Annotated in this window: 22 protein-coding genes; 12 read left to right on the top strand and 10 right to left on the bottom strand. The window is 61.9% G+C overall.

Annotated features, from left to right (window positions below):
* Nucleotides 1-142: 142 nt before the first annotated feature.
* Both ACI2KS_RS20105 and ACI2KS_RS20100 read left to right on the top strand, forming a co-directional pair.
* Complete coding sequence (locus ACI2KS_RS20105; protein WP_404622746.1) at nucleotides 143-904, top strand: carbon-nitrogen hydrolase family protein; 762 nt, start codon at nucleotides 143-145, stop codon at nucleotides 902-904.
* Between the two features lie 538 nt (nucleotides 905-1,442).
* On the top strand, nucleotides 1,443-3,431 hold the full coding sequence (locus ACI2KS_RS20100) for a putative bifunctional diguanylate cyclase/phosphodiesterase (RefSeq protein WP_404622745.1): 1,989 nt from the start codon (nucleotides 1,443-1,445) through the stop codon (nucleotides 3,429-3,431).
* 174 nt (nucleotides 3,432-3,605) lie between these two features.
* On the opposite strand, the gene ACI2KS_RS20095 is transcribed toward ACI2KS_RS20100, so the two are convergent.
* From ACI2KS_RS20095 to ACI2KS_RS20080, 4 genes are all read right to left on the bottom strand, one after another.
* Nucleotides 3,606-4,046 (bottom strand): DUF421 domain-containing protein, encoded by a 441-nt coding sequence (locus ACI2KS_RS20095; RefSeq protein ID WP_404622744.1) that lies wholly within the window; start codon nucleotides 4,044-4,046, stop codon nucleotides 3,606-3,608.
* A 7-nt stretch (nucleotides 4,047-4,053) separates the two neighbouring features.
* Nucleotides 4,054-4,545 (bottom strand): hypothetical protein, encoded by a 492-nt coding sequence (locus ACI2KS_RS20090; RefSeq protein WP_404622743.1) that lies wholly within the window; start codon nucleotides 4,543-4,545, stop codon nucleotides 4,054-4,056.
* A gap of 198 nt (nucleotides 4,546-4,743) precedes the next feature.
* Nucleotides 4,744-6,066 carry an SDR family oxidoreductase gene (locus ACI2KS_RS20085; protein WP_404622742.1) on the bottom strand — a complete coding sequence of 441 codons (1,323 nt, stop codon included), beginning with the start codon at nucleotides 6,064-6,066 and terminating at the stop codon, nucleotides 4,744-4,746.
* Between the two features lie 180 nt (nucleotides 6,067-6,246).
* Complete coding sequence (locus ACI2KS_RS20080) at nucleotides 6,247-7,029, bottom strand: alpha/beta fold hydrolase (RefSeq protein ID WP_404622741.1); 783 nt, start codon at nucleotides 7,027-7,029, stop codon at nucleotides 6,247-6,249.
* 324 nt (nucleotides 7,030-7,353) lie between these two features.
* Between ACI2KS_RS20080 and ACI2KS_RS20075 the strand changes: the two genes are divergently transcribed.
* Entirely contained in the window at nucleotides 7,354-7,662 is a 309-nt protein-coding gene (locus ACI2KS_RS20075; RefSeq protein WP_404622740.1) for a hypothetical protein, read from the top strand.
* On the opposite strand, the gene ACI2KS_RS20070 is transcribed toward ACI2KS_RS20075, so the two are convergent.
* The 5 genes from ACI2KS_RS20070 to ACI2KS_RS20050 all read right to left on the bottom strand — a co-directional run bounded on the left by ACI2KS_RS20070 (nucleotide 7,659) and on the right by ACI2KS_RS20050 (nucleotide 13,978).
* On the bottom strand, nucleotides 7,659-9,239 hold the full coding sequence (locus ACI2KS_RS20070; RefSeq protein WP_404622739.1) for a diguanylate cyclase: 1,581 nt from the start codon (nucleotides 9,237-9,239) through the stop codon (nucleotides 7,659-7,661). The two genes, ACI2KS_RS20075 and ACI2KS_RS20070, sit on opposite strands and share 4 nt — an antisense overlap.
* Nucleotides 9,240-9,414: 175 nt before the next feature.
* The gene (locus ACI2KS_RS20065) at nucleotides 9,415-10,092 is read right to left on the bottom strand and encodes a DUF3313 domain-containing protein (protein WP_404622760.1); all 678 of its coding nucleotides are present in this window, start codon (nucleotides 10,090-10,092) and stop codon (nucleotides 9,415-9,417) included.
* A 43-nt stretch (nucleotides 10,093-10,135) separates the two neighbouring features.
* A complete protein-coding gene (locus ACI2KS_RS20060; RefSeq protein WP_404622738.1) occupies nucleotides 10,136-11,404 on the bottom strand; it encodes an OmpP1/FadL family transporter in 1,269 nt (422 codons plus the stop codon).
* A gap of 72 nt (nucleotides 11,405-11,476) precedes the next feature.
* Complete coding sequence (locus tag ACI2KS_RS20055) at nucleotides 11,477-13,090, bottom strand: arylsulfatase (RefSeq protein ID WP_404622737.1); 1,614 nt, start codon at nucleotides 13,088-13,090, stop codon at nucleotides 11,477-11,479.
* Nucleotides 13,091-13,216: 126 nt separating this feature from the next.
* Nucleotides 13,217-13,978 (bottom strand): hypothetical protein, encoded by a 762-nt coding sequence (locus ACI2KS_RS20050; protein WP_404622736.1) that lies wholly within the window; start codon nucleotides 13,976-13,978, stop codon nucleotides 13,217-13,219.
* A gap of 351 nt (nucleotides 13,979-14,329) precedes the next feature.
* Here ACI2KS_RS20050 and ACI2KS_RS20045 point away from each other — a divergent pair, with 351 nt between their 5' ends.
* Nucleotides 14,330-17,023 (top strand): glycoside hydrolase family 3 C-terminal domain-containing protein, encoded by a 2,694-nt coding sequence (locus tag ACI2KS_RS20045; RefSeq protein ID WP_404622734.1) that lies wholly within the window; start codon nucleotides 14,330-14,332, stop codon nucleotides 17,021-17,023.
* A gap of 78 nt (nucleotides 17,024-17,101) precedes the next feature.
* Here the strand turns inward: ACI2KS_RS20045 and ACI2KS_RS20040 are convergent, their stop codons facing one another.
* Nucleotides 17,102-19,819 (bottom strand): glycoside hydrolase family 3 protein, encoded by a 2,718-nt coding sequence (locus ACI2KS_RS20040; RefSeq protein ID WP_404622733.1) that lies wholly within the window; start codon nucleotides 19,817-19,819, stop codon nucleotides 17,102-17,104.
* A gap of 430 nt (nucleotides 19,820-20,249) precedes the next feature.
* Here ACI2KS_RS20040 and ACI2KS_RS20035 point away from each other — a divergent pair, with 430 nt between their 5' ends.
* The 8 genes from ACI2KS_RS20035 to ACI2KS_RS20000 are packed head-to-tail and all read left to right on the top strand — an operon-like array spanning nucleotide 20,250 to nucleotide 25,999.
* Nucleotides 20,250-20,471, top strand: coding sequence for a hypothetical protein (locus ACI2KS_RS20035; protein WP_404622732.1), 222 nt, complete (start codon nucleotides 20,250-20,252; stop codon nucleotides 20,469-20,471).
* Between the two features lie 6 nt (nucleotides 20,472-20,477).
* Nucleotides 20,478-22,184 (top strand): type II secretion system ATPase GspE, encoded by a 1,707-nt coding sequence (gene gspE, locus ACI2KS_RS20030; protein WP_404622731.1) that lies wholly within the window; start codon nucleotides 20,478-20,480, stop codon nucleotides 22,182-22,184.
* A gap of 13 nt (nucleotides 22,185-22,197) precedes the next feature.
* Nucleotides 22,198-23,403, top strand: a complete 1,206-nt coding sequence (locus tag ACI2KS_RS20025) for a type II secretion system F family protein (protein ID WP_404622730.1) — start codon at nucleotides 22,198-22,200, stop codon at nucleotides 23,401-23,403.
* Between the two features lie 10 nt (nucleotides 23,404-23,413).
* Nucleotides 23,414-23,836 (top strand): type II secretion system major pseudopilin GspG, encoded by a 423-nt coding sequence (gene gspG, locus ACI2KS_RS20020; RefSeq protein WP_404622729.1) that lies wholly within the window; start codon nucleotides 23,414-23,416, stop codon nucleotides 23,834-23,836.
* Entirely contained in the window at nucleotides 23,837-24,271 is a 435-nt protein-coding gene (locus tag ACI2KS_RS20015; protein ID WP_404622728.1) for a Tfp pilus assembly protein FimT/FimU, read from the top strand.
* On the top strand, nucleotides 24,268-24,678 hold the full coding sequence (locus ACI2KS_RS20010) for a prepilin-type N-terminal cleavage/methylation domain-containing protein (RefSeq protein WP_404622727.1): 411 nt from the start codon (nucleotides 24,268-24,270) through the stop codon (nucleotides 24,676-24,678). The genes ACI2KS_RS20015 and ACI2KS_RS20010 overlap by 4 nt, the downstream gene beginning before the upstream one ends.
* Nucleotides 24,675-25,280, top strand: coding sequence for a prepilin-type N-terminal cleavage/methylation domain-containing protein (locus ACI2KS_RS20005; protein WP_404622726.1), 606 nt, complete (start codon nucleotides 24,675-24,677; stop codon nucleotides 25,278-25,280). Before ACI2KS_RS20010 ends, ACI2KS_RS20005 begins: the two co-directional genes overlap by 4 nt.
* Entirely contained in the window at nucleotides 25,277-25,999 is a 723-nt protein-coding gene (locus ACI2KS_RS20000) for a general secretion pathway protein GspK (RefSeq protein ID WP_404622725.1), read from the top strand. The genes ACI2KS_RS20005 and ACI2KS_RS20000 overlap by 4 nt, the downstream gene beginning before the upstream one ends.
* Nucleotides 26,000-26,013: the final 14 nt, after the last annotated feature.

The following is a 26,013-nucleotide window of genomic DNA, read 5'->3' as shown; positions in this document are numbered from 1 at the left end:
GCAGCTGCCTTGCCGAAGCGCTCGACCATGAAATCTACAAAGCAACGCATGCGGGCTGTCATGGAGCCTGTCTGTTGGCCTACAGCCCAAAGGCCCGCGCCAAATCATGATTTACTGTCACACCTTTGCGACATGAATCCCTATGCCAAATCTCGATATCTGCGCTGCTCAGTATTGCTCGGTAGCAGGCGACCTGAACGCCAACATTGATCGCCATGCCCAGCTCATGCGCCTTGCCGCCCAACACAGTGTCGCGTTCTTGTTGTTCCCGGAGTTGTCCTTGACCGGATACGAGCCGTCGCTCGCACGTGATCTCGCGCTAAGCGCTGACTCCGAGCGTTTGCAGCCGTTGCGCGAGCTGGCGAGGCAGTCAGGGATGACGACCGTGGTCGGCCTGCCGCTGCGCCAAACCGATCAGCAGGAGATTTTCATCGGGGCACTGGTTTTCGCCGCCGATGGCTCACAGACCGTCTATACCAAGCAGCATCTTCATCCGGGCGAAGACGCAGTGTTCAGCGCGGGGCAGGGTGGGCCGTTGTTGAGTATCGGCTCCGAGCAGATTGCGCTGGCAGTCTGCGCCGACTTTAGCCATGCCAGCCACGCGCAAGCCGCAGCGCAGGCCGGCGCCAGCGTGTACGCCGCCAGCGTGCTGATCAGCGACAACGGCTACCCACGCGACAGTGCGTTACTGACGGGCTATGCCAGGGAACATTCCCTGGGGGTCTTGATGGCCAATCATGGTGGCCCATCCGGGGGGTGGGCCTGCGCCGGACGCAGCGCATTCTGGTCGCCGCAAGGGCAACGGGTCGTGAGCGCTGCCGGTACGGGTGACTGCCTGGTGATTGCGCGCCGACGACAAGGCGTGTGGCAGGGCCAGACGGTGCAATACCCGGCTGCGTCGTGACGCCGGTTCAAAGCTTGCGAACCTGCCGCGATAGCCGCTTTCACATCGCAGATTTTCCAGCGCAAAGAAACACATCTTCGGCTCCCCAGCACCGCACCCTGAAGCGCAAACGCCATCAGCGCCCCTGCATCGCATCGGGTTGAACTGCTCATCTGCCGCGCTGCCCAAGCAGGTACATGGCACAGGAGTCTCGAACATGAGTGACGACAAGCAAGACCGGCCCAAAGACGATGTTCCCGCTCACTCCACCGAGCAGGAAAAACAGCGACTCAAAGACTTCAACAAGAACGGCATTCCGCCTGGCTCAAGTTGATCCCCTCGCGCTGACTCCAATATCGATTGGACTGTGACGCGCTGCCAGATGCACATCCTTTGTTGATGCCGATGCCTTACCCGCGGCTGAAACCCGGCGAGCCGTGAAGCTACGAACGGTCGTTCAGAAACCGCCGGTGCTGCCGATTCAAGGAGCGTTGATGAACGCTCTTCAGGCGCCGGGTGCGGTGCCTGAGGTTATGGAAATGCGCGACGAGTTCCGGTCATGAAAAAAATCTTCATCCAACGCCTGCGCTCGCTGCTTGTGGTGCAGCGTGACAATCCGCGCCTGCTGAAGGCTCAGTACATGGCGCTGTCCCGGCAGTTGCCGATCATGTACATCATCCTGATCATCAATACCCTGGCGCTGGCGGCGACCCACTACCACGTAGCGCCGCGCTGGATGGTGATCGATACGCCACTGGCATTGACCTTGCTCGGTGGTGCGCGCGGGTTGATGTGGTGGCGCACCCGGCATGCGCCGATAACCCCTGAGTTGATCTTCAGGACGCTGACCCGCACCAACCGTCTGGCGTTCTTCATCTGCCTGAGCTTCACCGCCTGGGCGTTGGCGCTGTTTCCTTACGGTGACGGTTATACCAGGTCGCATGTTGCGTTCTACATGGCGATCACCGTCATCGCCTGCATCTTTTGCCTGATGCACCTGCGCTCGGCTGCTCTGACCACCACGGCTGTGGTGAACATCGCCTTCGTGGCGTTCTTTCTTTCCACCGCAAACGCCACCTACGTGGCCATGGCGATCAACGTCTTGCTGGTGTCGGTGGCGATGATTGTTGTATTGCAGGACCACTACCGGGATTTCACACGGTTGGTGAACCTGCAGGCGCAGACGCAAAAGCTCAGTGAGGACAATCAGCGACTGGCCAATGAAGACAGCCTCACCGGCCTGCCGAACCGGCGTCAGTTTTTCGCAGTGCTGGAGCGCGAACTGGCTCAGGCCCGGGAGCAGCGCGAGCGCATCGCGGTCGGTCTCATCGACCTCGACGGCTTCAAACCGGTAAACGATTTGTACGGTCATAGTGTGGGCGACAGGCTTCTGTTTCAGGTCGGCCAGCGCCTGATGCAGTTCGCCGGCAGTGATCTGCATCTGGCCCGTTTGGGCGGTGACGAATTCGGCCTGTTGCACTGCCATCCGGCTTCGGACGAGGCTTTGATGGCGCTGGGGCAGGGCATTGGCAGGGTCCTTCGCGAGCCGTTTGTGATCGGCGATATTCAAGTCACTGTCAGCGCCTCGGTGGGGCTGGTCATCTGTCCGGACATGGCCCGCGATTCCACCGAGGCCTACGAATTTGCAGACTACGCCTTGTACCACTGCAAGCGTGGCGGCCCCGGCGGGCTGAGTCTGTTTTCGATGGCCCATTACACGGATCTCAAGCGCGACATGCAGACCGAGCAGGCGCTGCGTCAAGCTGACCTGGTCGACGAATTCAGCCTGGTCTATCAGCCCATCGTTGACATCCAGACGGGACGTACGGTGGCGTTCGAAGCCTTGGCCCGCTGGGCGAGTCCCGAACTTGGGCATATCTCACCGGCGGAGTTCATCCCCGTGGCCGAGCGGATCGGCTACATCAACCGATTGACCTTGCCACTGCTCGAAAAGGCTCTGGCGGCTGCCGATTCCTGGCCGGATGACGTTCGCCTGTCGTTCAATCTTTCCGCGCATGACTGTGGATCGATGGAGGCGGTAAACAACATCATTACGGCTCTCAAGCGCAGCGGTTTCGATGCCGCTCGGCTGGATTTCGAAATCACCGAAACCGCAGTGATGCAGGACATAGAACAGGCGCAGCAGGCGATCTGCGCCTTCCGCGAGTTGGGCTGCGGGGTCTCGCTGGACGACTTCGGTACCGGCTACTCGAGCCTCAACCGGCTGCATGCCCTGACGCTGACCAAGCTGAAGATCGACCGTACCTTCATCAGCGGCATCCAGGACAATCCCGCCAGCTACAAGATTGTCAGGTCGCTGCTGGCGCTCAGTGCCGACATGCAGCTGGAGTGTGTCAGCGAGGGCGTGGAGACCGAACGCGAGTTGAACGTCTTGCGAGGATTGGGCTGCTCGCTGGTCCAGGGTTATCTGATCGCCCGACCGATGCCCCTGGCAATGACCCATGAGTGGTTGGCACCCGCAGCGCCGGCCGTTGAAACCTGCGGCGCCGATGACGCTGGCCGGGCCTTCGAGAATCTGCGCCGGTGAGGTCACAAGCAACCGGTACGCGCTGACGTCAAGCTTCGGCGCTATGCGAATCCGAAGCCGCCTGCTGGCTGTCGAAGGCGTGCTGTCAGTCGACCTGCGCGTGATGGCCCTGGCGCATTCGCCAGCAAGCCGGCTCCTACAGGAGATTGCAGAGTGCGAGGGGTTGGCCGGCTGTCAGTGGCCGATGATGGAGATCTTGCCGTTACGTTCGATGATCGCGAACTTGATCTGATCCACCGTTTCGATGCCCTGCGCCAGCCGCGCCGCCTGCATGATGTCGTCTTCCTCGACTCTGGCCTCATGCATGCGATGTCGCAGATATACGCCGTTTTCGACAATGATCGTTGGGCCGCCATCGATCAGCTTGCCGATCTTTTTCGAGCGCCGCTTGAGCAGAGAAAATCCGATGTCCATGCTGATCAGGGTAATGATCACCAGTATCGCGTTAGTGATCGAGAAGTCGTCGCCCAGCAAGCCCTGCTGGGTGGCTTCGCCGATGATCATCAGCAAGACGAAATCAAACGACGTCATCTCGCCCAGTGATCGGCGTCCGGAAATGCGGAACAACACCATCAGCGCGAGATAAATCGCTGCCGCCCTCAAGACTGCGTCCATTTGCCACCTATGGATAAACGAATTGGCTCACCGGCACGCGCCCGCCGCCTTCGATGGCGACATCGCTGTTGTAAAACCCCGGCCCTTGGCTGCGCCACGCCAGATACAACGTGCTGTCGCCCTGGTCATCGGTGGGCAAGGTCAGCCGCAAGCCTTGTCGGCTGCCGGCCGAACTGATTGGTTGAGGCTGCATGGAGTCGACGCTGAAACCTTGCATCATCGCGCTGCCGATGATCAGCGTCTGTTGCGTTCGCGGTGCGCCATGGCTCTGGGTCACCATGGTGTTGACGGCACCGTTGCGGTGAAAACGCTCGTATTCGACCACCAGATCCTTCTGCGCACTGGTCACGGTGGTTGCGCTAAACACGCCATGGGAAAACAGACCGCACAGCGTCAAGACAACCACGGTGATCATCAGATACCAACCCACACGTTCAAATCGCCATATGCGCCGCTGAAGCGCAATGTCCTCATCGATGGGGTAACGCCTGTTCTGCATTTCGCGTTCGTGGGCATCCATAGAGGGAAGGTTCCGGTCAGGGGATGAATGATGTTTACGGTCCCAAGCCTGCGCGTGATTCCTGTGTTCCGGTCTTCGGCTGTAGCAGTCCGGCTTGCCGGCGGCAGCGGTGCAACTGACGCCACCGCCGGCAAGCCGTGCTGGTGCGGCTGATGCCTCATCCGCTGGCGCGGTCTGCTACCTGCGTTTGCGCCAAAAGAACGCAAGGGCGCAGCCGCCGATCAGCGCGGTTGCGGTCACGGCGATGAGGGTCGACGTTGAATGCCGCTTGTTACGCCAGCCACCCTCGACCCGACGCGTCCCGCTCGGCGCCGAGAACAGATTGCCGGAGGAGGTGGCCGATGCCGGACTGCGGCGTATGCCCTTTCGAGTCAGCCAACCGGCGAGCTGGTTGAAGCCGGGCAGCAGAAAGTGAGCCAGCCGCGCAGCATGAGCCGCGGCGCCCACCGTGGTGCTGGCCCGCGGCTTGATCGCACAGGCAACCATGGCATCGGCGACCATTTGAGGGTCATAGACCGGCGGTGGTGGTTTCAAGGCGTGGCCGGTGTAATTGCCACCGTCGCGGAACCCCGGGGTGTCCATCACCGCTGGATAGATATCACACACATGGATGTCGGGAAAATCCGTGAGTTCACCCCGCAAGGCCTCGGTGAGACCACGCAGGCCAAACTTGCTGGCCGAATAGGCGGCGGCATACGGCTGGGCCACCCAGCTTCCCAGCGACAACGTGTTGATCAGGATGCCGCGCTGCCGGGCCTTGAAGTACGGCAGCGAGACATACGCCCCGCGCAGGTAACCCAGCAGATCAGTCTGTATGACTTGTTCGTGAGCTTCGAGCGGCGTGTCCTCGAAGTTGCCCACCGCACCGACCCCGGCGTTGTTGATCCAGATGTCGATAGCGCCGTTGCCAAACTCGGCGGCGCGGGCCGCCAGAGCCCGCATCTGCTCGCTGCTGGTCACGTCGGTGGTCACCGCTACGGCATCGGTGCCGCAGTCGGTGCATTCATCCAGCACCTCGAACAGCGCCTCTTCATCACGAGCGGCCAGCACAAGGCGCGCACCCTTGCAGGCAAACGCCTTTGCGGTGGCCCGGCCAATCCCGCTCGAGGCGCCGGTGATCACCACCAGCTTGCCGCGCAACGGGCCAGCCTCTGAAGCGCTGACCTGTTCGGTCACCTCGTTGGCGCTGTCGCCGGACTCGGGCGGATCGCCTTCGATGTGCACCTCCAACCGGCTCAGCTTCAGCTGCGCGCCGTCCACCAGGGTCAAGGTGAGGTCATCGATAGCGCCGGCGATTCGCCCTGCAAATATCGGTTCGCCCTGCCCATCAAGTGCGTCATAGACAAACTGCCGACCCTCGAGCCATCCGACTGCAGTCAACAACTCAGGGCCAAGATAATATTTGCCGTCGAGGAAAAAACCGTGGAATGGATGCACGCTTTCCAGGCCCTCCACCGCGTATCGCTCACCTGGCTTCATACCTGTTGCTGAGTCAATCATGGGACGGCCTCCTGTCGTTGATTTTCCGATAGAGAGGCAGTGGCCAGGAACGTTCCATCAGGCTGACCGAACGGGGCACAGCTGATCGCGCCAGGCAAAACGACACGGGAGAAGCCGGAGCGCCAGGCGGCGCTCTTTTGGCGAAGAAGGGCTGGAGACCGCGATGCCGCGCAGGGGTCGTTACGGTGCCGTGGCGGCGCTTTCGATGATTTTCGCAACGGCCTGGGGGTGGGAAACCATGACCACGTGGGAAGCACCCTTGACCACCACGGTCTGCCGGGACTGGGCGCGCTCGGCCATGAACTTCATCGCCTGCGGCGGGATGTTCTTGTCCTTGTCACCATAAATCCACCACGATGGAATGGTTTTCCACGCCGGCTCACTGGCCGCCTCATTCAGCGCGCCTTCGGTCACCGGTCGCTGGGTGGCGGCCATCAACCGCGCCTGCGCCTCTGGCACGTCGGCGGCGAACTGATCGTGGAACTTGTCCTGCTGGATATACAGATCCTTACCGCCGCCTGCCAGCTCGACCGGCTTGGCAAGGGTCGGACCCAGCGTCGCGCCCGGGAACTTGCCCGTCAGCGCCACTGCACTCTCACCGGCTTGAGGAGCGAATGCCGAGACATACACCAGCGCTTTGACGTTGGCCTGCCCGTATGCCGCCTCACTGATCACCGGGCCACCGTAAGAATGACCGACCAGCACCACCGGACTGCTCACCCCTTTGAGCAAATCGGTGACCGATTCGGCATCGCCTTTGAGGGATCGCAAGGGGTTGGCTGCCGCGATGACCGTGTAACCGTCTTTCGCCAGGACTTTGATCACCCCGTTCCAGCTGTCGGAGCCGGCGAAGGCGCCATGCACCAGCACGATGGTTGGCTTGCCGGTATCGGCCATGCTCGACGCTGATGTGGTGACAGCCATGACCAGCGCCATGGCAGTGACTAGTCTATGTTTCTTCATGCGAGGTTCCTTCCGGGGAATCGATTGTTTGGTTGTGGGGGGTGCGATGAGGCGTTGCCCGACCTGCTGGAGAGGCGGGTCTGCGCTGACGTGTTCGGCGCTGTCGAGCCGGGTCTGGACGGCTACGGTTTGTGCAGCCACCCGCAACCTGTACCCGCCTGGTTGTGGTCAGGATTGCCCGACAGCATAGGCATGTGGTAGGCGGGGGATTGAACGCACGTGCTATTGCCTGGTGCGGCGTGCGCGCGGAGTGACGCCAGCCCACAGGTTAGGCGGTCGACAACCGAGCCCGGGTTCCAGGCCCGCCGAAGAGGAGCAGGCAATATGTATCTCGTGGAGATTTTTCTGCCGGTCAACGACAACCAGGGCCAGGCCCAGCCTGGCGAGCTGTTCGTGAGCGTACGCCAGGAACTGGTGGCACGATTCGGCGGGATGACCGCGTTTACGCGCACGCCAGCGCAAGGCGTATGGGAGGCGTCCGAGCGCAACAAATGCCAGGACGACCTCATCATTTATGAGGTCATGGCGGAGCAGGTGGAACGTTCGTGGTGGCAAACCTACAAACAGCTGCTTGAGCAGCGGTTTGCCCAGGACCAACTGGTCATTCGTTTCTCTGAAGTCCAGCTGATCTAGGTCTGGTGCGCTGGATGCTCAACGGCCGCTGCACACCAGCGGTCCCGACCCTGTTTCTTTGCCGCATAAAGACACGCATCCGCGGCTTTGAGCATGCTATCGGGCGTGGACGTCTGCGATGCGGGGTGACGGGTCGTAACCCCAGCGCTGGCCGTGACGATGCCACTCGGATGATCAGCGTGCGGCAGCGCGAGGTTTCGGATGGCGATCAACAGGTCTTCGGCCACCTGGCACGCCCCGGCAGCCTCCGTATCGGGCAGCAGCACGGTGAATTCCTCACCGCCATAACGCACCGCAAGGTCTGTCGGCCTTTTCAGGGTCTGGCCGATCGCCCCTGCCACCTGGCTCAAACAGTCGTCCCCGGCACCATGGCCATAGCGGTCGTTGAAACGCTTGAAGTAATCGACGTCGAGCATGATCACCGACAAGGCCGAACCGCGTCGCTGGGCCCGGCTGATCTCCTGCGCTAACGCCTCGTCGAGTTTCCTGCGATTGCCAAGGCCCGTCAGGCTGTCGGTCAGCGCCATGTCGCGCACCGTTTGATGCACGCGGCGCATCTCTTGTTCCATGGCGATGCGCGCGCGCAACTGGTTGAGCACAATCAGACCGAAGCCGCTGAGGCCGGCGATCAGCATCAGCAGCACCAGGCCGGTTTTGATCAGGTCATGTCGCCACGGGCCGACGAAAGATTCGCGCGAAAGCCCTGCCTCCACGACCAGGGGATAGGAGCTCAGCGCGCGGTAGCCATACAGACGGAAGGTGTCGTCGACCACTGCCTTGACCTCGGCCACGCCCTCGTTCGACTGCGGCAGGTAGCGCGTGAAGATCTCGCTCTGCGCCAGGCTCTGGCCGATCGCCTGGCTGTCGAAGGGGCGGCGCACCAGTATTTCGCCGCTGCGCATCGCCAGCACCAGGGCGCCTTTGTCATCTATCTTGAAGTCGCCGTAATAGTCAATGAAGTAACTGACCTTGATGGTGCCCAGCAATACACCGCCAAAGGATCCGTCTGGATTGTCCAGACGTCGGGAGACGGGAATGATCAGCTCGCGGGTGGATCGGCTCTTGACCACCTGGCTGATCAGGATGTTCCTGTCCGGGTGAGTGCGGTGGTAGTTGAAGTAAGCACGATCAGCATTGTTGGCGGTTTCCGGAGTGACGTATTTATCGGTCACCACCCACTGACCATCCGCACCGTAGATGAACAGGCCATGCAGCTGCGGCATGATCCGCGCCTGCTGCACCAGCAACGCGTGAATACGCGGCACGTCGATGTTTGCCAGCCCGTCACCTTCCACCCGTTCGCGCAGCTCGGCCGTCAGCACGTCCACCTGGCGGATGGCATCCTCGGCATGCTGCGCGGTGGCGCGCGCCAGGTTGGAGACTGAATCGTGGGCCGATACGAACGCCTGCTGGTAGTCACGCCAGGCGCGCCAGCCTTCGACCGCGAGAAACGTCATGCTGACCAGGATCATGAAACTCAAGGTCAGGCCAAACGCAGTCGCAGGCTTGCCTGCCAGGGTCGACAGCACGTCTGCCGGGCTGTCGGATGGCGACACTGTCTCTTTGCGTCCAAGCATAGAGGCCTCTTGGCTGGATCGTTGCACCGCCCGAAGATGCGCAGCGCCGTGGTTGAGTAGACAGCCTGCCAAGGCGTTTGACTCAACCCATGCGCATCGCTCAGCGCTGCGATCCTCCCAGCGGGCGGCCAGACGTCCAGTCGCTCAAGGCGGCTGAGCACCTGCCGCCAGCGAATCAGCCACGGATGAATGCCTGCAGGTCGCTGGTCAGCTGGTTGATGGCGGCCTTGAAGTCATCAGCGGTGATCCGCTGACTGGCATTGGACAGCGTGCTGCCGAACACCTTGCGCACCACTTTGGCGACCGTCTGGTTGTTGCTCGCATCGATGAACTCGGCCTCGATGAACAGTTCGGTGTCCTGGTCCCGATGGCCGGTGGCCGCCGACACACCGCCCACCACCGCCGCGACCGGGATCACCTCGTACCATTTCATGCCCTGGTTAGCCGCGTTGACCCCGGTGATGGCCGCGCGAAGGATCAACGTTTTCGACCCGGCCGGCGCCGATGCGGCGCTGGTGGTCACCCGGTACTTCTGCCCCAGCGCCGTATTGGCCCGGCGCGACATGTAGTCCTGCAACTGGTCCAGGGTCTGGCGATTGACGCGCTCATTGGGCTGCGGCGCCGGATACAGCTCCAGCCGGTTGAATACCACCGTGTCATAGGCGTTCGGATTCCAGGAGGGGACCACCCAACGCATCGCCTTTTCGCCGCTGGGGGTGGTCACCTCCTGCAAGTTGTTGTAGTTGGGCAAGAACCCTGAATATTGCTCGCGCTCGGTGACTTTGGAGGTGCAACCGCTCAACAGCAGGCCGCTCAGTACTGCGCCGATCATCACTTGGTAAGGCAGTTTCATCATGTTTGCTCCCTGGTGTGCGTGTTTTTCTTGGACAAAGGTTTCAAAAGCGCCACGTCATGTTTGCGGTCAAGGCTTGAATCCAGGCGTTATCGAACTGACCGGAGGCGCGATCACCTGACAGGTTCTTGGTCTGATCGACCGGCATGTCTCCCAGCCAGACCAGCGCCCAGCTGAGGTTGACATCGGTGTCCTTGTCGAGCGCGTAACTGGCCCCGGTCCCCAGGCGCCAGGAATCATTCATCGGCGCATTGAAGGTGCGGTTGCTGTCCGAGACCGCGGCGCTGTCGTAGGCAATACCGAAGTTCCAGAGCAGTTTTGGCGTGGCTTGATACTGCGCACCCAGGGCCAGTTGGTAGGTGTCCTTGTAGTGCGCGTTGATGGTGGTCGAGCGGGCCCCCGAGATGTCGGTATCGACCTGCACCCCGACGTCGCCGAATTGCGACCAGTCCTGCCAGTTGAGGGTTGCCAGAAACGCCCATTGCGGATCGATCTGTTGAAACAGGCTCAAGGTCGCGGTTTGCGGCACTTGCGTGTCGAGTTGGGTGTTCAGGCCATTGATCCGGTCGGTCAAGGGACCGGAGCCCTTGACGTCAAGTCGATCCTCGAAATCCAGATCGACCTTGCTGGTGTACGCCAGGCCGATGCGCGTGCCGGGTTGCGGCGCATAGATCACCCCCAGGTTGAAGCCGTAGCCCCAGGTGTTGTCCCGGTATTTGAACTGGCCGTCGGCGCGATCGGTGCGGTCCAGTGGCGAGCGGTCGATGGCGGCCTGGGTTTGCAGCATCCCGTACATGGCTTTGACGCCAAGCCCCACCGACCACTGATCATTGAAGCGATACGCCACGCTGGGCACCAACGACAAGCCGGCAATGCTGGCGTTCTGCGCGAAGTAACGTGCGTACCAGTCATTGTCGTAGTTGGCCGCCAGGCCGAAGTCACCGTAGCTGCCAAAGCCGACGCTCCAGTGATCATCAAGCTGATGGCTGACGAAAAAGCTGCCGCCGGGGATAGGGTCCAGCGCGTTGCCGCTACCACTGCCGGAGACGTTGGTCGCGGCGTCGCGGTTGAACGACAGGTCGCCGTACAGGACCTGCAATCCGCCGGTTATTTGCGTACCGTGCAAGTAGCTCAGGCCCGCGGGATTACTGGCGATGGTGGAGGGGCCCTGGGCGCGGGCCGCAGCACCGGCATTGGCAAGCCCGACGTTATCGGTGCCGATTTCGTAGAGCATGATCCCGCCAGCGTGGGCGTGCGGGCAGCTTAGCGCCAGCAGCGTCAGAGCGGGCAGGGCGTATCTTGGCTTGGCCATCGGTTCACCTTGGCGACTGTTCATCCAGAACGGAGGCGGCAGGCGTGTGCCGCCGGTGATCGGTCGCCAGGTCTACTTGCTCATCGCCGCTCGGGCCGCTTCGATATGGGCCTTGACCGCGTCAAGGTTGAAGCTCGCACCTTTCTGCATGGGTGGGTACTCGATGGCGGTCTGGGCCAGCTTGACCACCTGCTGCTGGACAAACACGAAGCGCCAGAACTGGAACTTGAACCACTCGAAATATTCCAGCGAACCGCTGGCCGCCTGATTCTCCGGCCATCCGGCGCGTTCGAACGGATCCAGGCGCAGATTGGTCAGAATGGGCATGTCCAGGGTCACCTTCGCCCCTAGCCAGCCGCCAGGCTGATCGATGAAGCGATACTTGAAGTCATCGATGCGAATCGCCCCCAGCGAGCTTTCGCCGAAATAAAAGATCTCGTGACGGGTCGAAGGGCCCTTGCCGGTGATCATCGCCGTCTGGTCATAGCCATCCAGGTGCACCTTGTAGCTTCGGTCACCCAGTTGTTTGCCCTTGAGCAGCTGATTGGTAATGTCCGGATTGCCCGCCGCAGCGACGAAGGTGGGAAACCAGTCCATGCCCGAGATGATGCCGTTGGCCACTGCATTGGCGGGTACTTGCCCAGGCCAGCGGATGATCGCCGGCGCCCTGAACCCGCCTTCCATGACAGTCCCTTTGCCCATGGCAAACGGGGTGGTGCCGCCATCGGGCCAGGTGAAGTTTTCCGCGCCGTTGTCAGTGGTGAAGACCACGATGGTGTTGTCGTCCATGCCGCCGGCTCTGAGTTTTGCCATCACCTCACCGACGATATCGTCCAGCTGCGCCATCCCGGCTTCCTGCTCCGACCAGCCATTTTCAGCGTTGCGCAGGGCCTCATATTTGTCGGAAAGGTGGGTCACGATGTGCATGCGAGTGGGATTGAGCCAGAGGAAGAAAGGCTTGTTGTCCTGCTTGGCCTTGTCGATAAAGCTGAAGGCTTTATCACGGATCTCGTCGTCCACGGTTTTCATTCGCTCCGGGTAGAGCGTCCCGGCGTCTTCGATTTTCTGTTTGCCGACCTTGCCCCAGCGCGGCATGTCGGTCTGATCGTCCGTCTCGGTGGCCCAGCTGTGCACCATGTTGCGCGGCCCCACCGTATCGAGCAGGTCTTTGGGGTAGTTGGGGTGCGCGGGGTCTTCCATTGCGTCCAGGTGGTACAGGTAGCCAAAGAACTCATCGAAGCCGTGCACGGTGGGCAGGAACTGGTTCAGGTCGCCCAGGTGATTCTTGCCGAACTGGCCGGTGGCATAGCCCATGGACTTGAGCGCGGTGGCGATGGTCACCGCTTCTGCCGGGATCCCGATGGGTGATCCCGCCTGGCCGACGGTGGTCATGCCAGTGCGGATCGGCAACTCGCCGGTGATGAAGTTGGCACGCCCGGCGGTACAGCTGGCCTCGGCGTAATAATCGGTAAACCGCATGCCTTCGGCGGCGAGGGTGTCCAGGTTCGGCGTTTTGCCGGCCATCATGCCCTGGTTGTAGACCCCTATATTGGACCAGCCAACGTCATCGCCCATGATCACCACGATGTTGGGCGGCGGTTTATCGGCCAGGGCGATGCCGGGCAGCAGGATGGCGGATAACAGCGTCGAAACAGCAAACAGTCGGGAGTAAGCATTCCGGTTCATGTGAGGCTCCTGTGTACTGCGTTAGTACCCGAAGACAGGCCCCCCGACCGTTCTTGTGTTGTGTTTCCCCGACAGGAGCGTAGGTACAAACGGCGCAATAGCGAATAAATAGTTCAGCGCCTGCGCCTACCGGCCCAATCGGGACAGGGTGTCGCGCATGGGATCAAGGGAGACGCCGATCAAGCCATCCAGCGGCCGGTTCAGTTCTTCAATCAGCAGGATCGAGCCGCAGGTTGACAGGGCGCACATCAGTACGACGATGACCACGGTGGTGTTGCGCGGGGTGAACAGGCCGAAGCTGCCGAAGATGATCGACAGCCACGCGAGCAGTGCCACCAGCAGCGCGGTGGGGATTGAACTGGTGCTTTGCAGCATCAGCAGGCCACGCATGGCGAACACCTCATCCATGATCGCCAGTGCCTGGGTCTTCAGTGCGACATGCTCCGGGTCCGGCGCCGGCAACTGTTCGACCTGGCGCCGCAGCGCTTCCGAGCGGTTGATCGCCTGATCGTCGTTGAGCCTGGCCAACTGCACCGTGTCCCGGGACGCCAGCACCTCGACAACCCCCAGATAGTTGCGCATCAGGGTCTGGCGAATGGGTTGGGTCTGGGCACCGTAGCGCGCCAGCACACGGTCGAACTGCACGACCTGCGCGGCGGTTTCCAGCAGTTCGGCGCTGGCCTTGTCGAAGGTGCCTTTGGCCGAGGAAATCAACAACCCCAGGACCAGCGCGGCCATGGTGGCGATCAAGCCCGTCGCCAGTTTGATCACCCCGACTGAGGCATCGCTCAGATGGTGTTCGGGGATGCGCTGTCGCACATACCAGCCCAGCCAGGCACTGGCGCACAGGCATACCAGGGACGCGATTGCGATCAGAAGATGATTCAAGGGCTCACCCCGTCGGCGGCAAGGCTGCCGCTGAGCAAGCATAGCGACTAATCGAGCGAGGGTTTGTTTCGCGTGCCCGCAGCGGGCCTGAGCCTGGGCAGGACATCCGCCGCTGACAGTTGGCGAGGGGCAGTTCGCCACCCGCTGGCAGCGCTATATGGGCGCCGCTTGCTTATCGTTTAACGCACTGAACGCCGCTGCATGCTGCGCCATCTTCATTGGACTCGCCCCTTAACAGTGAGGGACTCATTGCCGATAGGAAGTGGATTCGACAGCACGGAAGCCGGACGAGGATTCCCGGTCCCTGGCCAGATGCCAGGGCATGTCGTCCAACGCTATGGAGTTACGTCCATGTCGCTCAATTGGCTTGCAACGCTACGAAACACCGTCGTGGGTATTGGTATCGGCAGTCTGACCCCTGCCTGGGCGGCGCCGCCCCAGCAGGGCGCCGCAGTCGAACAAAAGGTACAGGCGATCCTCTCGCAAATGACCCTGTCGGAGAAACTCAGCTATATCAATATCGACGATGGCCACATGATGCGCCCGCTGCCCAAATACGGCCTGCCCGGTACGGTCAGTTACGACTCATCCATGGGGATTCACGTCGAGTCGACGATGTTTGGCACCCAATACCCGGCATTGTCTGCGCTGGCTTCCACCTGGAATATCGAACGTGCCCGACAGTATGGCCTTGCCCTGGGGTTCGATACCCGGGCCGCCGGTGGGCAACAGGTATTGTCGCCGGGCCTTAACCTGTACCGCACGCCGTTCAACGGCCGCGGCGCCGAACACCTGAGCGGGGAAGACCCTTATCTGGGCGCGGTCATGGGCTCGGTTGTCACTAATGCTATCCAGGCCCAGGGCGTGTGGACCGCTGCCAAGCATTACCTGGCCAACGAACAGGAGGCCAATCGGCATTTTCTCAACGTGCATGTCAGCGAGCGGGCGCTGCGCGAACTTTACCTGCCTGGCTTTGAGTCGCTGGTGAAAAACGCCAACCCTGCGGCGATCATGTGTGGGTTCAACAAGATCAACGGCGACTACGCGTGCGAGAGCCACCGCTTGATCGCCGACGCCTTGAAGGGTGAATGGAATTTCCAGGGTTTTGTGCTCAGCGATTTCAATTCCATCAATGATGGCCTGAAGGCTGCTCTGGCCGGCACCGATCTGGACATGCCCAGCGGCTTGAAAATGAACGAAGCCACCTTGCGGCCCTACATCGACAGCGGTGTATTGCCGCTGGCTACCATCGACGACAAGGTGCGGCGCAATTTGCGGGCGATGGTCAGTTATGGCTTCGACCAGGGACTGCCAGCCGCGTCCGGGATCAAGGATGACCCGCGCAGTTTGCGGGCGTCGTTACAGGTGGCGCGTGAGGGCATCGTGCTGCTGAAAAACGCAGCCGTGGCCTCGGGGGCGAAGCTGCTGCCCCTGAACAAGGCTTCAAACATCGCAGTGATTGGCAATATGGCTGAACAGGCGCCGCCTTCGCCGTTCGGCACCGCCTGGTCGGAGGTGCCGAATAACGTCACGGAGTTGACCGGGATCCGCCGCGCCACCAGCGGCACGGTGACCTTCCTGCGCAGCCTTTCGCTCAATCCCGCACGTGCAGTGTGGTACACGCAAGACCCGGCTTCGAGCAATCCGCAGGCCTACGTCAGGGGCTTGCGCGCGGAGTATTTCAATAACGCGGATCTGTCGGGTGCTCCAGCGGTGAGCAGGATCGAACCCGGGGTGAACTGGGAGTTCCTGTCCTCAACCAACAGCACCGCGCAGGGCACCACCACAGTGGCCGGTTTTTCGACCACCCAGGGCAGCTTCTCCGCGCGCTTCGTGGGCAAGATTCGCCCGACCGTGACCGGGCGTCATGTATTCAAGGTACGCGGCGATGGCTCGCTCAAGTTGTGGGTCAACAACCGCCAGATCGTCGATTTCGACGGCACGCCGCTGTCCACCGACCTGGCCGATCCGATCGCGCAGTCGGGGCGTACCGTGGTGCTGCAAGCCGGACAGCTGTACGACGTGCAACTGGAATACAGCCGGGTATCGAGTTTTTACATCCCGGCGCAGGGCGGTCTATGGGGGGTGCAAATGAGCTGGGCGGCATTGGCAGCACCCGAGAACCTTGCTCAGTACGATGCGGTGGTGATCGTCGCCGGCATCAACAACGAGTATGAAGGCGAAGCCTCCGATCACGGATTCGGCCTGCCCGAGTATCAGGACGAAATGATCAGCAACGTCATCGCGGCCAACCCCAGGACGGTGGTGGTGCTGCATGCTGGCGGCACGCTGGATGTCTCGGCCTGGGTCAACAACGTCAAGGGCCTGTTGCATGCCTGGTATCCAGGGGCGTTCGCCGGTACGGCGCTGGCACAGATCATCTTTGGCGATAACAGCCCTTCGGGCAAATTGCCGGTGACCTGGGACCGCGACATCGTCAACAACCCCAGCTACCCCAGCTACCCGGACCCACGGCCGTACCAGGGCGCCAATGCGTTGGCAGACATGACCTATTCGGAGGACATCTTCATGGGTTATCGAGGTTATGACAAAGCGCAGAAACGGCCGCTGTTCGCCTTCGGTCATGGCCTGTCCTACACCACATTCCAATACAGCGATCTGAAAACCACGCCAGCGGTGATGGTGCCCGGTAACGACACGACCGTGACGTTCACCCTCACCAATACCGGCAACATGGCCGGGTACGAGACTGCGCAGTTGTACATTCAGCCCCTCGCACCGGTCGTGGCCCGGCCGCTCAAGGAATTGAAAGGGTTTGCCAAGGTACTGCTGCAACCGGGGGAATCGCGTCAGCTCAGCATGACCGTCAATGGCCGAGCCTTTGCGTATTTCGATCCTGCGACCTTCAACTGGATTGTCGATGCCGGACGCTACCGGGTGTTGGTCGGCGGTGCTTCGGATGACCTGCCGCTCAGGGCCAGCCTGACGGCGCTGTATCGTGAGGAGTTGCCCACCAACACCAGCAATCCGCTGGCCTCGGCCACTCGGGCTGCGGTTCAGGTGGCGCCCGCTGCCGCCTATTGATCGGTAGGCAGCCGTCAGCTGCGGTGGTTGGAGAACCGAACCTCGGCCGGGGCGTCGCCCCGGTCGAGGGTCCGTGCCTCAGTAGGCGCCATCTCCGTCGGCAGGTTTGGGCGTGTTGACTTCCTGGTCATACAGGAACCCGGTGGGGGGCATCATGTCAGTGACCACTGTAGGCTTGAGCGCAGTGGCCGACAACGGGTTGCTCGCGGTGATGGGCAGCTCCTGGCGGAACGGGCTGACCAGTTGCGCGGTCAGGCGGATGTCTTGCGACGAGGCGCCAATCGAGACGGTAAACACGTCGTTATCCACTACCCAGGCCTGGTCCCTGGGTTCGTAGTACGCCAGCGCGCGGCCGTTCAGTTCAAGGGTGATGTGGCGGGTCTGGCCCGGTTGCAGCATCACTTTGCTATAGCCCTTGAGCTCCTTGATCGGACGGCTGACCGGAGCATTGCGCGGTCCGACGTAGAGCTGCGAGATCTCCGCCCCGGCGCGTTGCCCGGTGTTGGTTACATCAAACGACACCCTGACCGGCGCACTGCCGGCAACCACGGCCGGGGTCACGCGCAGGTTGGAGTAGGAGAACGTGGTGTAGGAAAGCCCGAACCCGAACGGATAGAGGGCTTTGGTGGATTTGCGGTCATAACCGCGATACCCCAGGAACAGATCGTTGGCATAACTGGTTTCGGTGATGGTGCCCAGATTATCGAATTGCGGAAAGGTCGAATACACCGGGTTGTCCTGCAGGTTACGCTCCAGGCTGATCGGCAATTTGGCCGAAGGATTGGCCCGCCCGAAAAGAATTTCGGCCAGTGCCTGACCGCCATTCTGACCAGGGTAGAAGGCGTAGACCAGGCCACCGACCTGATCGACCCAGTCGTTCATCTTCAGCCCCGTGCCGCCGTGCACGACGACGATGGTCTTGGGGTTGGCCTGGGCCACGCTCTGCACCAGCTGCCCCTGGAACTCGGGCAGCTCCCACATGTGGTCCCACCCTTCGCCCTCATACTCGGCGCTGTTGCCAACTGCAACCACCACTGCGTCGTAACCGGCAAGCTCCGGCGGGGCGGTCAAGGACGCCCAGCTCATCTGCACCCCGGTGTAACCGCCCAGGGCGGCGATGTAACCTGGCCGGCGCGAGTACTCAAGCTTCACGTCGTAGGACTGGCCCGCTTGCAGGCTGATTTTGGCGTAGACCGGAATGGTGGGCGGAATGGCGTTGTTCGGCAGAGGGTTGCCTTCACCGTTATTGATCAGCTCGGTGCCATTGACTGTCAGGCGGATCGCACCGTCTGCCCGCACCTTGAACACATGATCGCCGGTGACCGTCGGGGTCACGCTGCCGGTCCAGCGGATCGAGGTATTGGCGGTGTCGCCGTTGGTGGGCAGATTGCTGTCCGCATCCCAGTCCAGGTTGACCCGGGTCTCGGTCCGCGTGGTTGCCGGCGAGCCTGTGAACGTCGGATTGGTGAAATACTCTGCCGTCATTCCGGCTGTGGGCGCGCCTGAGGTGTCGGTGTGCAGCCAGACGCCTGCCGCCGGGTCCAGCGACAAACCGTCGAGGAAGTCCACCTGGGTAGCCGATGCCACCTGACGCAGGCCGCTGACCTCGCTGATATAGTGCGTTGGCGATATGTAAGCGCTGCCAAAACCCGTTGGTGGCGCGTATTTACCCAATACCCCGATGACCGCGACTTTTTTGATCGAGTTGCGATTGAGCGGCAGCAGATGATTCTGGTTTTTCAGCAGTACGATGCCTTCACGCGCAACGCTTAAAGCGGCAATGTTACTGCCTGCACTATTGGTGTCGTGAGTGGCGGGTGGCACATAAGTATCAAAGCCGAAGCGGTAAATCTCACGCAAAATCCGACGCACTTTATCGTCGATAGTCGCTACCTTCAATTGACCACTTTCGATGGCCGGCGTTAACGTTGCCGCATTCATCTTGCTGCCCGCCAGCATGTCCAGGTCTGTGCCAGCCTGTGCCGCATTAAGACCGTTCATGATGGCGTTGTAATCGGTTTGCATGATGCCACGGTAATTCCACTCGCGTTTTAGAATCTGTTTGATCAGATGGCTGTTTTCGCAAGCGTATTCACCGTTTACTTTTTGGAACGAACACATCATGAGTGCAACTAAACCGTTCTTTACCGCCGATTCAAACGGCGGAAGGGTGATTTCCCGCAATACTCTTTCACGAATGGTTTCGTTAAGGGTGAATCGATTGGTTTCCTGATCGTTGGCGGCGTAGTGCTTGGCATCGGCCCATACGCCTCGGGCCTGGATGCCATTGACCACGGCTGGCGCCAGGCTGGCCCCCAGATACGGATCCTCACCGGACAGATACTCGAAGTTGCGACCGCCAAACGGCATTCGGTACATGTTCATGCCGGGGCCGGTGACGTAGTGATAACCGCCGCTGGCAGTGTCATAACCCAGGGCCAGGCCGAAGTCGAGGGCGCGGTAAGGATTGAAGGTGGCGGCCAGGCTGGGTCCGCTGGGATATCCCACGCCTTGCTCATTGCCTTGGCTGGTATAGCGCAGGCCGAGGCCGCCATCGGTGCCGTGAATCTGCGGAATGCCGAAGCGCGGCAGCGGTTTTATGTCCCAATCGGCAGTGCCGCCGATGTAATCAAGCTTTTCGAGTAGGGTCATCTGGCTGACCGTCTGCTGGGCGAGCTGATCGGCCTCGGCATCACTGCGCATCGCGGCAATCACCGTCGGGGTGAAGGCTTGAGCAATGGCCAGGGCCAGTAGCGATATCATTCTGGGGTAGGAAAGAGCACGGTAGTTTTCCATAGTAAGTTCCGCCACTTCGGTGCTGTAGCAAGCGCTTGCCAAAGTTGGCACGCCACCCGGCGAAGTAACTTATGCAGTGACCGCAGCGGACCCCTGAGAATAAACTCGCTCGCCCAAGTTGTTTTGGGGAGGCGCGGGCTGGCAGTACGGCGTACATCCAGGCGTCATGTCTTATTGATATTAAGTTCCTTGTTTTTAATTCAAGGAGGATGAATAAGACGACTCTGTTGCTATTCAAGTCAATCGGTTTTTAGCGATTGTTTATCGCGAATTAATCTTACCCTTAAGGTCAACAGACGATTCGTCTCTAAGGCCGGTGCAGGTTGCGCTTTGTTGCGAGTGGGACTAGCTTCAATCTCTCCATGCAAGTTAGGCGTTGCCGCTTACTCCAACAAACTACTTGTCTGGCTAACGATTGGAGGATTGAAAAATGAACTTCATAACAGGATCCATTGTTGCACTTGGCGTGACGCTGTTGTCCGCCGCTTCGATTGCCGCCGATGCACCACCGGCAAGCATTACCTCTGCCGCACCCGATGTTAAGGTGATGACGCAGACCCAAAACCCCCAGGCTGCCCAGCAGAATAAAAAAGCAGGGGCGCAAAAGGCACAACGTCCTGCCAGTACGACCACCTCCAAACCCGCGCCGTAAGCGCTGATGCCTGCCACCCCTCATGCCACTGCCAATGCACATCAGGTGTGCGATTGGTTACTGGCCCACGGCGGCTTGAAACCGGTCGAGCTGGAAAGGGCGCGACGCCTGTCTGAAACGGACATCGACACACCCTTGCCCCGGCTGCTGACGCGGCTTGGGATTGTCTCCGAAGGCGCGCTCGCCAGGGCCTGGGCCGCGTTGCTGGCAGCGCCACGGGTGGATATCGACAACCTGCCGGCACAGCTCGAACCCTTGCCCGAATTAAGCGAGCGTTTCCTGCGCCACCATCATGTGGCGCCGGTGGGCTGGAGCGATCAGGCTCTGCAGCTGGCCCAGGCCAACCCCGGCGATGCCTACCCGGCGCGGGCCGTGGCGTTTGCCTGTGGCGTCGCGGTGCATACCGTGGTCGCAACCTGTGAAGAAGTGGAGGCGTTGATCGAACGCTTCTACGGTCAGGGCCGTTCGGCGATCGGCAGTCTGATCCAGGACCTGGACGGACAGACAGCGGGGGACGGCGATGACATCGAGCACCTCAAGGATCTCGCCTCGGAAGCCCCGGTCATTCGCCTGGTCAACCTGCTGATGCATCGCGCCGTGGAACTTCGCGCCTCTGACATTCATATCGAACCCTTCGAAAACCAGTTCAAGGTGCGCTATCGCATCGACGGCGTGTTGCAAGAAGGTGAATCGCCTCCGGTGAACCTGGCGGCGGCAGTGATTTCGCGGATCAAGATCATGGCCCACATGGACATCGCCGAGCGCCGATTGCCCCAGGACGGGCGTGTCATGCTGCGGGCCAACGGTCGCGAGCTGGATCTGAGGGTCTCGACCGTGCCGACCCGTTTTGGCGAATCGGTGGTCATGCGTCTGCTGGACCGCCAGACGGTGGCGTTCGATCTGCCGAGCCTGGGGTTTGACGCCGAGCGGCTGCAGCGTCTGCTTGACCTGCTGGCATTGCCCCATGGCATCGTGCTGGTGACCGGGCCTACCGGGTCGGGCAAGACCACCACGCTGTACACCGCGCTGGTCCAGCTCAACACCGCCGAGCGCAAGATCATCACCGTCGAGGACCCGGTGGAGTACCAGATCGAGGGTATCAACCAGATCCAGGTCAAGCCTGCCATCGGCCTGGACTTCGCCACGTCGCTGCGCTCCATCGTGCGTCAGGACCCGGATGTGATCATGATCGGCGAGATGCGCGATCTGGAGACCTGTCGTATCGCCATTCAGTCATCGCTGACCGGCCATCTGGTGCTGTCCACGTTGCACACCAACAGCGCGGCGGCCAGCATCACCCGTCTGCTGGACATGGGGGTGGAAAGTTATCTGATCGCCTCGACGGTGACCGGCATCCTCGCCCAGCGTCTGGTACGTCGGCTGGCGCCCGAGCACCGCGAAGCCTTTGAAGCGCCGCCGGCGCTGGTGGCCGAGCACGGTCTGCAGCGCTTCACCGAACGCCGCCCGATCCTGCTGTATCGGCCACGCCCCGGATCGCCCGACGGTGGCTATCGCGGCCGTAGCGCAATCACCGAGTTGCTGGTCATGACTGACGAACTGCGCACCTTGCTGATGGCCCACGCCGACGCAGCTGCGCTCGAACGTGCCGCGCGCAAGGGCGGCCTGAGCACGCTTTATGAGGAAGGGTTGCGCCAGGCGGTGGCCGGTGTCACCAGTCTCGATGAAGTGCTGCGCGTGACCGGCGGACAGTAGGCGGGAGCCATTGATGCCACGTTTCAGATACCGCGCCATGGAAGCCAACGGCACTCCGCGCGAAGGTGACCTGGAGGCCGCTGACCCTGCTCAGGTCGCAGCGTTGCTGCACAAGCGCGGGCTGCTGGTGATGCGCATCGAGGCCGGCCGGGACCGACGCTGGCCGTGGCAGCGGTCAAGCAGCCTGGGGCAGGACCCGCTGCTCAATTTCACTCAGCAGATGGCGATTCTGCTCGGTGCCGGTCAGCCGCTGGAGCAGGCGTTGACGGTGCTGATCAAGCAGCCTGGGCGTGAGGGGATGAGTGCGCGGGCGCTGATCGAGCGGATTCGCGAGCGCGTCAAAGGGGGAGTCCCGCTGTCCACGGCGATGGCCCAGGAGGACGGCCAGTTCTCTGCCTTGTACCTGAGCCTGGTCAGGGCCGGGGAGGCCAGTGGCGCGTTGCAGGACACGCTGCGTCAGCTTGGCGAGTACCTGGAGCGTCGGCAGATTCTTCGCGGCCAGGTCATCAATGCGCTGATCTACCCGGCGTTTCTGATCGCCGGTGTTCTGGGTGCGTTGCTGCTGCTGATGGGCTATGTCGTGCCCCAGTTCGTCCCTATCTTCAACGACCTTGGCGTCCCGCTACCGCTGATCACCGAACTGATCCTCGGTGTCGGCCTGTTCCTGGCCGACCATTGGTTGTGGCTGCCGGCGCTGGTGCTGCTGATGCTGGTGTTGATCCCCGCTTACTGGCGGCAACCGGCGCGTCGATTGCGCCTGCATCGGCGGGTGCTGGGCTTGCCGATCATTGGCCTGCTGATCCAGCGTCTGGAGGCCGCACGCTTTGCCCGCACCTTGGGTACCTTGTTGAGCAATGGCGTGGGCCTGCTCGAAGCGCTGGCCATCGCCCGCCAGGTGTGTGCCAACGTCGCGATCGGCACGTTGGTGGAGGCGGCGATGGACAAGGTGCGCAACGGCGGCTCGCTGGCCGCGGCGCTGGATGACGAGCGGCTGTTGCCGGCCCTGGCGTTGCAGATGATTCAGGTCGGCGAGCAAGCCGGGCAGCTTGACCGGATGCTACTCAAGGTCGCGGACGTCTTCGACCAGCAGGCCCAGCGCAGCATTGCCCGCTTGCTGGCCGCGCTGGTGCCTTCCCTGACCTTGATCATGGCCGCACTGGTTGGCGTGATCATGTTGGCCATCATGCTGCCGCTGATGAGCCTGACCAACTCCATCTGAGGGTTCTCACATGCATCATCGGCACACAAACCGTCGCACCCAGCGCGCATTCACTCTTCTGGAAATGCTGGCGGTGATTGTCCTGTTGGGCATCGTGGCCACCATCGTCGTGCGCCAGGTCGGCGGCAATGTCGACAAGGGCAAATACGGCGCGGGCAAGGCGCAACTGGCAAGCCTTGGGATGAAGATCGAAAGCTACGGCCTTGACGTCGGGTCGCCCCCCAGAAGCCTTGATCAGCTCACCGGCAAACCAGCCGGGGTCAAAGGCTGGAACGGCCCCTATGCCAAACCGTCGGACCTGAAGGATCCCTTCGGGCACAGTTTTGGTTACCTGTACCCCGGCAAGCACGGCAGTTTCGACTTGATCTTCTATGGCCAGGACGGTCAGCCGGGCGGCGAGGGCTACAACACCGACCTGGGCAATTGGGAGTGAATGGTGGTGAGAAGTCGCAGGGGCTTCACGCTGATCGAGTTGCTGGTGGTCATTGCCCTGATCGGCGTGGCGATGGTCGCGATGAGCATCGGCATCAGTCAGGGCCTGCAGGCAGCCCGCGAACGGCAGACGCTGCGCGATATGGTTTATGCGCTGCGCCAGACGCGCACCCACGCGGTGCTTAGCCAGGCCCCGGCGGTGCTGCGTTTTGACATGCGCCAACGCTGGTTTCAGGCCCCCGACCAGCCTCGGCGGTTCTGGCCTGCGAGCATGGCAGTGGACCTGACCACTGCGGCACAGGCCGGTAGCGGCCTGGCGTTCTACCCGGACGGCAGCTCCAGCGGAGGCCACTTGTCGGTTGCGCGGGGCGGCCAGCGCTGGCGTATCGACGTCGGCTGGTTGACCGGCAATGTGCGCTGGCAGATCACGCCATGAAGCATTGCTCGATCAGCCATCACCCACTGAAACATCGCGCTGGCGGGTTCACCCTGTTGGAAATCCTCGCTGCCCTGGCGTTGCTGGTGCTGGTGGTCACGGTCATGTTGGCCGCGTTCGGCCAGGCTCGCCGCAGCCTGGTGCAAGTGCGTGACAGTGACCGCTTGAGCCAGGTCGCTCGCACCTTGCTGGACGAGCAGCGCGAGCTGCGGGTGCAGGTCGGCGTTCGCAGCGGCGCAATGGCGGGCGGTATCCAATGGGCTGAAAGGGTGACCCGGCTGCCCTCGGAACCGGGGCAACTGCCGGTGTTTCGCCTGCAGCTGAACCTCTCCGGGCCGGGCAAGGCGCAATGGGAGCTGGTGACGCTGATCGCCCAGCGCGCCGACCTGAGTGAAACGAGCCCATGAACCGACGCATGAACGGCTTCACATTGCTGGAGATCCTCGTGGTGTTGGTGCTTCTGGGCGTGTTGTCGGGTCTGGTCGCCAATACGTTGCTGGTGGGTCGCCGCTCGCTGGCCAGCGCCGAACGGTACGCGCAACGCCTGGATGAAGTGCGCGCCGCGCAGAATTTTCTGCGACAGGCCGTCCAGCGCATCCTGCCGTTGCAGCAGGGGACTGGCGATGCGCGGGGGGTGTTCGACGGCGGGCCGCAAAGCCTGCGCTTTGCGGCGACCCTGCCGGCCAACCTCGGGGGCGGCATTGAGTGGCACATTCTGGAGGTGCTCGACGATGGCCGGGGGCAGGCATTGCGCATCCGCTTCGAGACCCCCGCAGCGCAGGCATGGGGCGAGCCGCAGTGGCTGTTGCGCGATATTCGCAGCCTGCACCTGACCTACCGTGGCCTGGGGGTAGATGGCAAATCCACCGCCTGGCTCGAGCGCTGGCCATGGCCTCGACGTTTGCCGCAGCAGGTCGGCATCGCCATCGATGCGGCCGGGCCGGTGCCCTGGGTGGCCCAGGTGATCGCACTTCGCCTGGATTTGAGCGGCAACCTGGAGGCGCCATGAAGCGTCGGCCACAGGGCATCGCGTTGTTGCTGGTGATCTGGCTGCTGGCGATGGTCAGCCTGATGCTCGGCGGCTTGCTCACGGTGGTGGGTCAGGAACTGCGACTGAGCCTGTGGCAGCGGGAGCACACCCGCGCGATCTGGGCCGCCGAAGGCGGTATGGCGCTGGCGGTGCGCGGCCTGCGAGAGCCATCCCCGGCCCGTCGCTGGATCGCCGATGGCCGACTCAACGCGCTGGACCTGGACGGTACCCGCTTGCAGATCCGGGTCCGCAGCGAGCGCGGCAAGCTGGACCTGAACACCGCCTCGGGCAGTGACCTGGCGCGTGTGGTGGTGCAGTTGGGCGCTACCCGGGAGCAAGCGCAAGCACTGGCCGCCACGCTGGAACAGCGTCGTACCGGCATCGACAAGCCGATCCGTGCCCTTGAAGAGCTGTGTAGCTGGCCGGGAATGAGCGCCGCGCTGTTCGCTGAACTGGCCCCCGAGCTGACATTGTGGAGCGGGCTGGCGCGCCCGGAACCGGCGTTCGCAAGCCCGGCATTGCGTCAGGCGCTGGGCCTGGCTTATGCGCGGGCCGAAGGCAGCGACCCCGGTCCTATCCTGAGCATCCAGAGTACCGCCATCGCTCAGGGGGGGATTTCCGCCGCGATTGACAGCACGGTGCTACTGTCTATTGAGCAAAACTCACGGCCCTTCCGGGTCCTGCGTTACAGCGAATGAGGTCTGGCCCTGAC

Origin of the sequence: Pseudomonas sp. NPDC087358 (genome assembly GCF_044900785.1) — a bacterium.
Lineage (GTDB): Bacteria > Pseudomonadota > Gammaproteobacteria > Pseudomonadales > Pseudomonadaceae > Aquipseudomonas.
The sequence above is the reverse complement of the archived record's forward strand: the minus strand, read 5'-3'. Positions and strand labels throughout refer to the sequence as shown.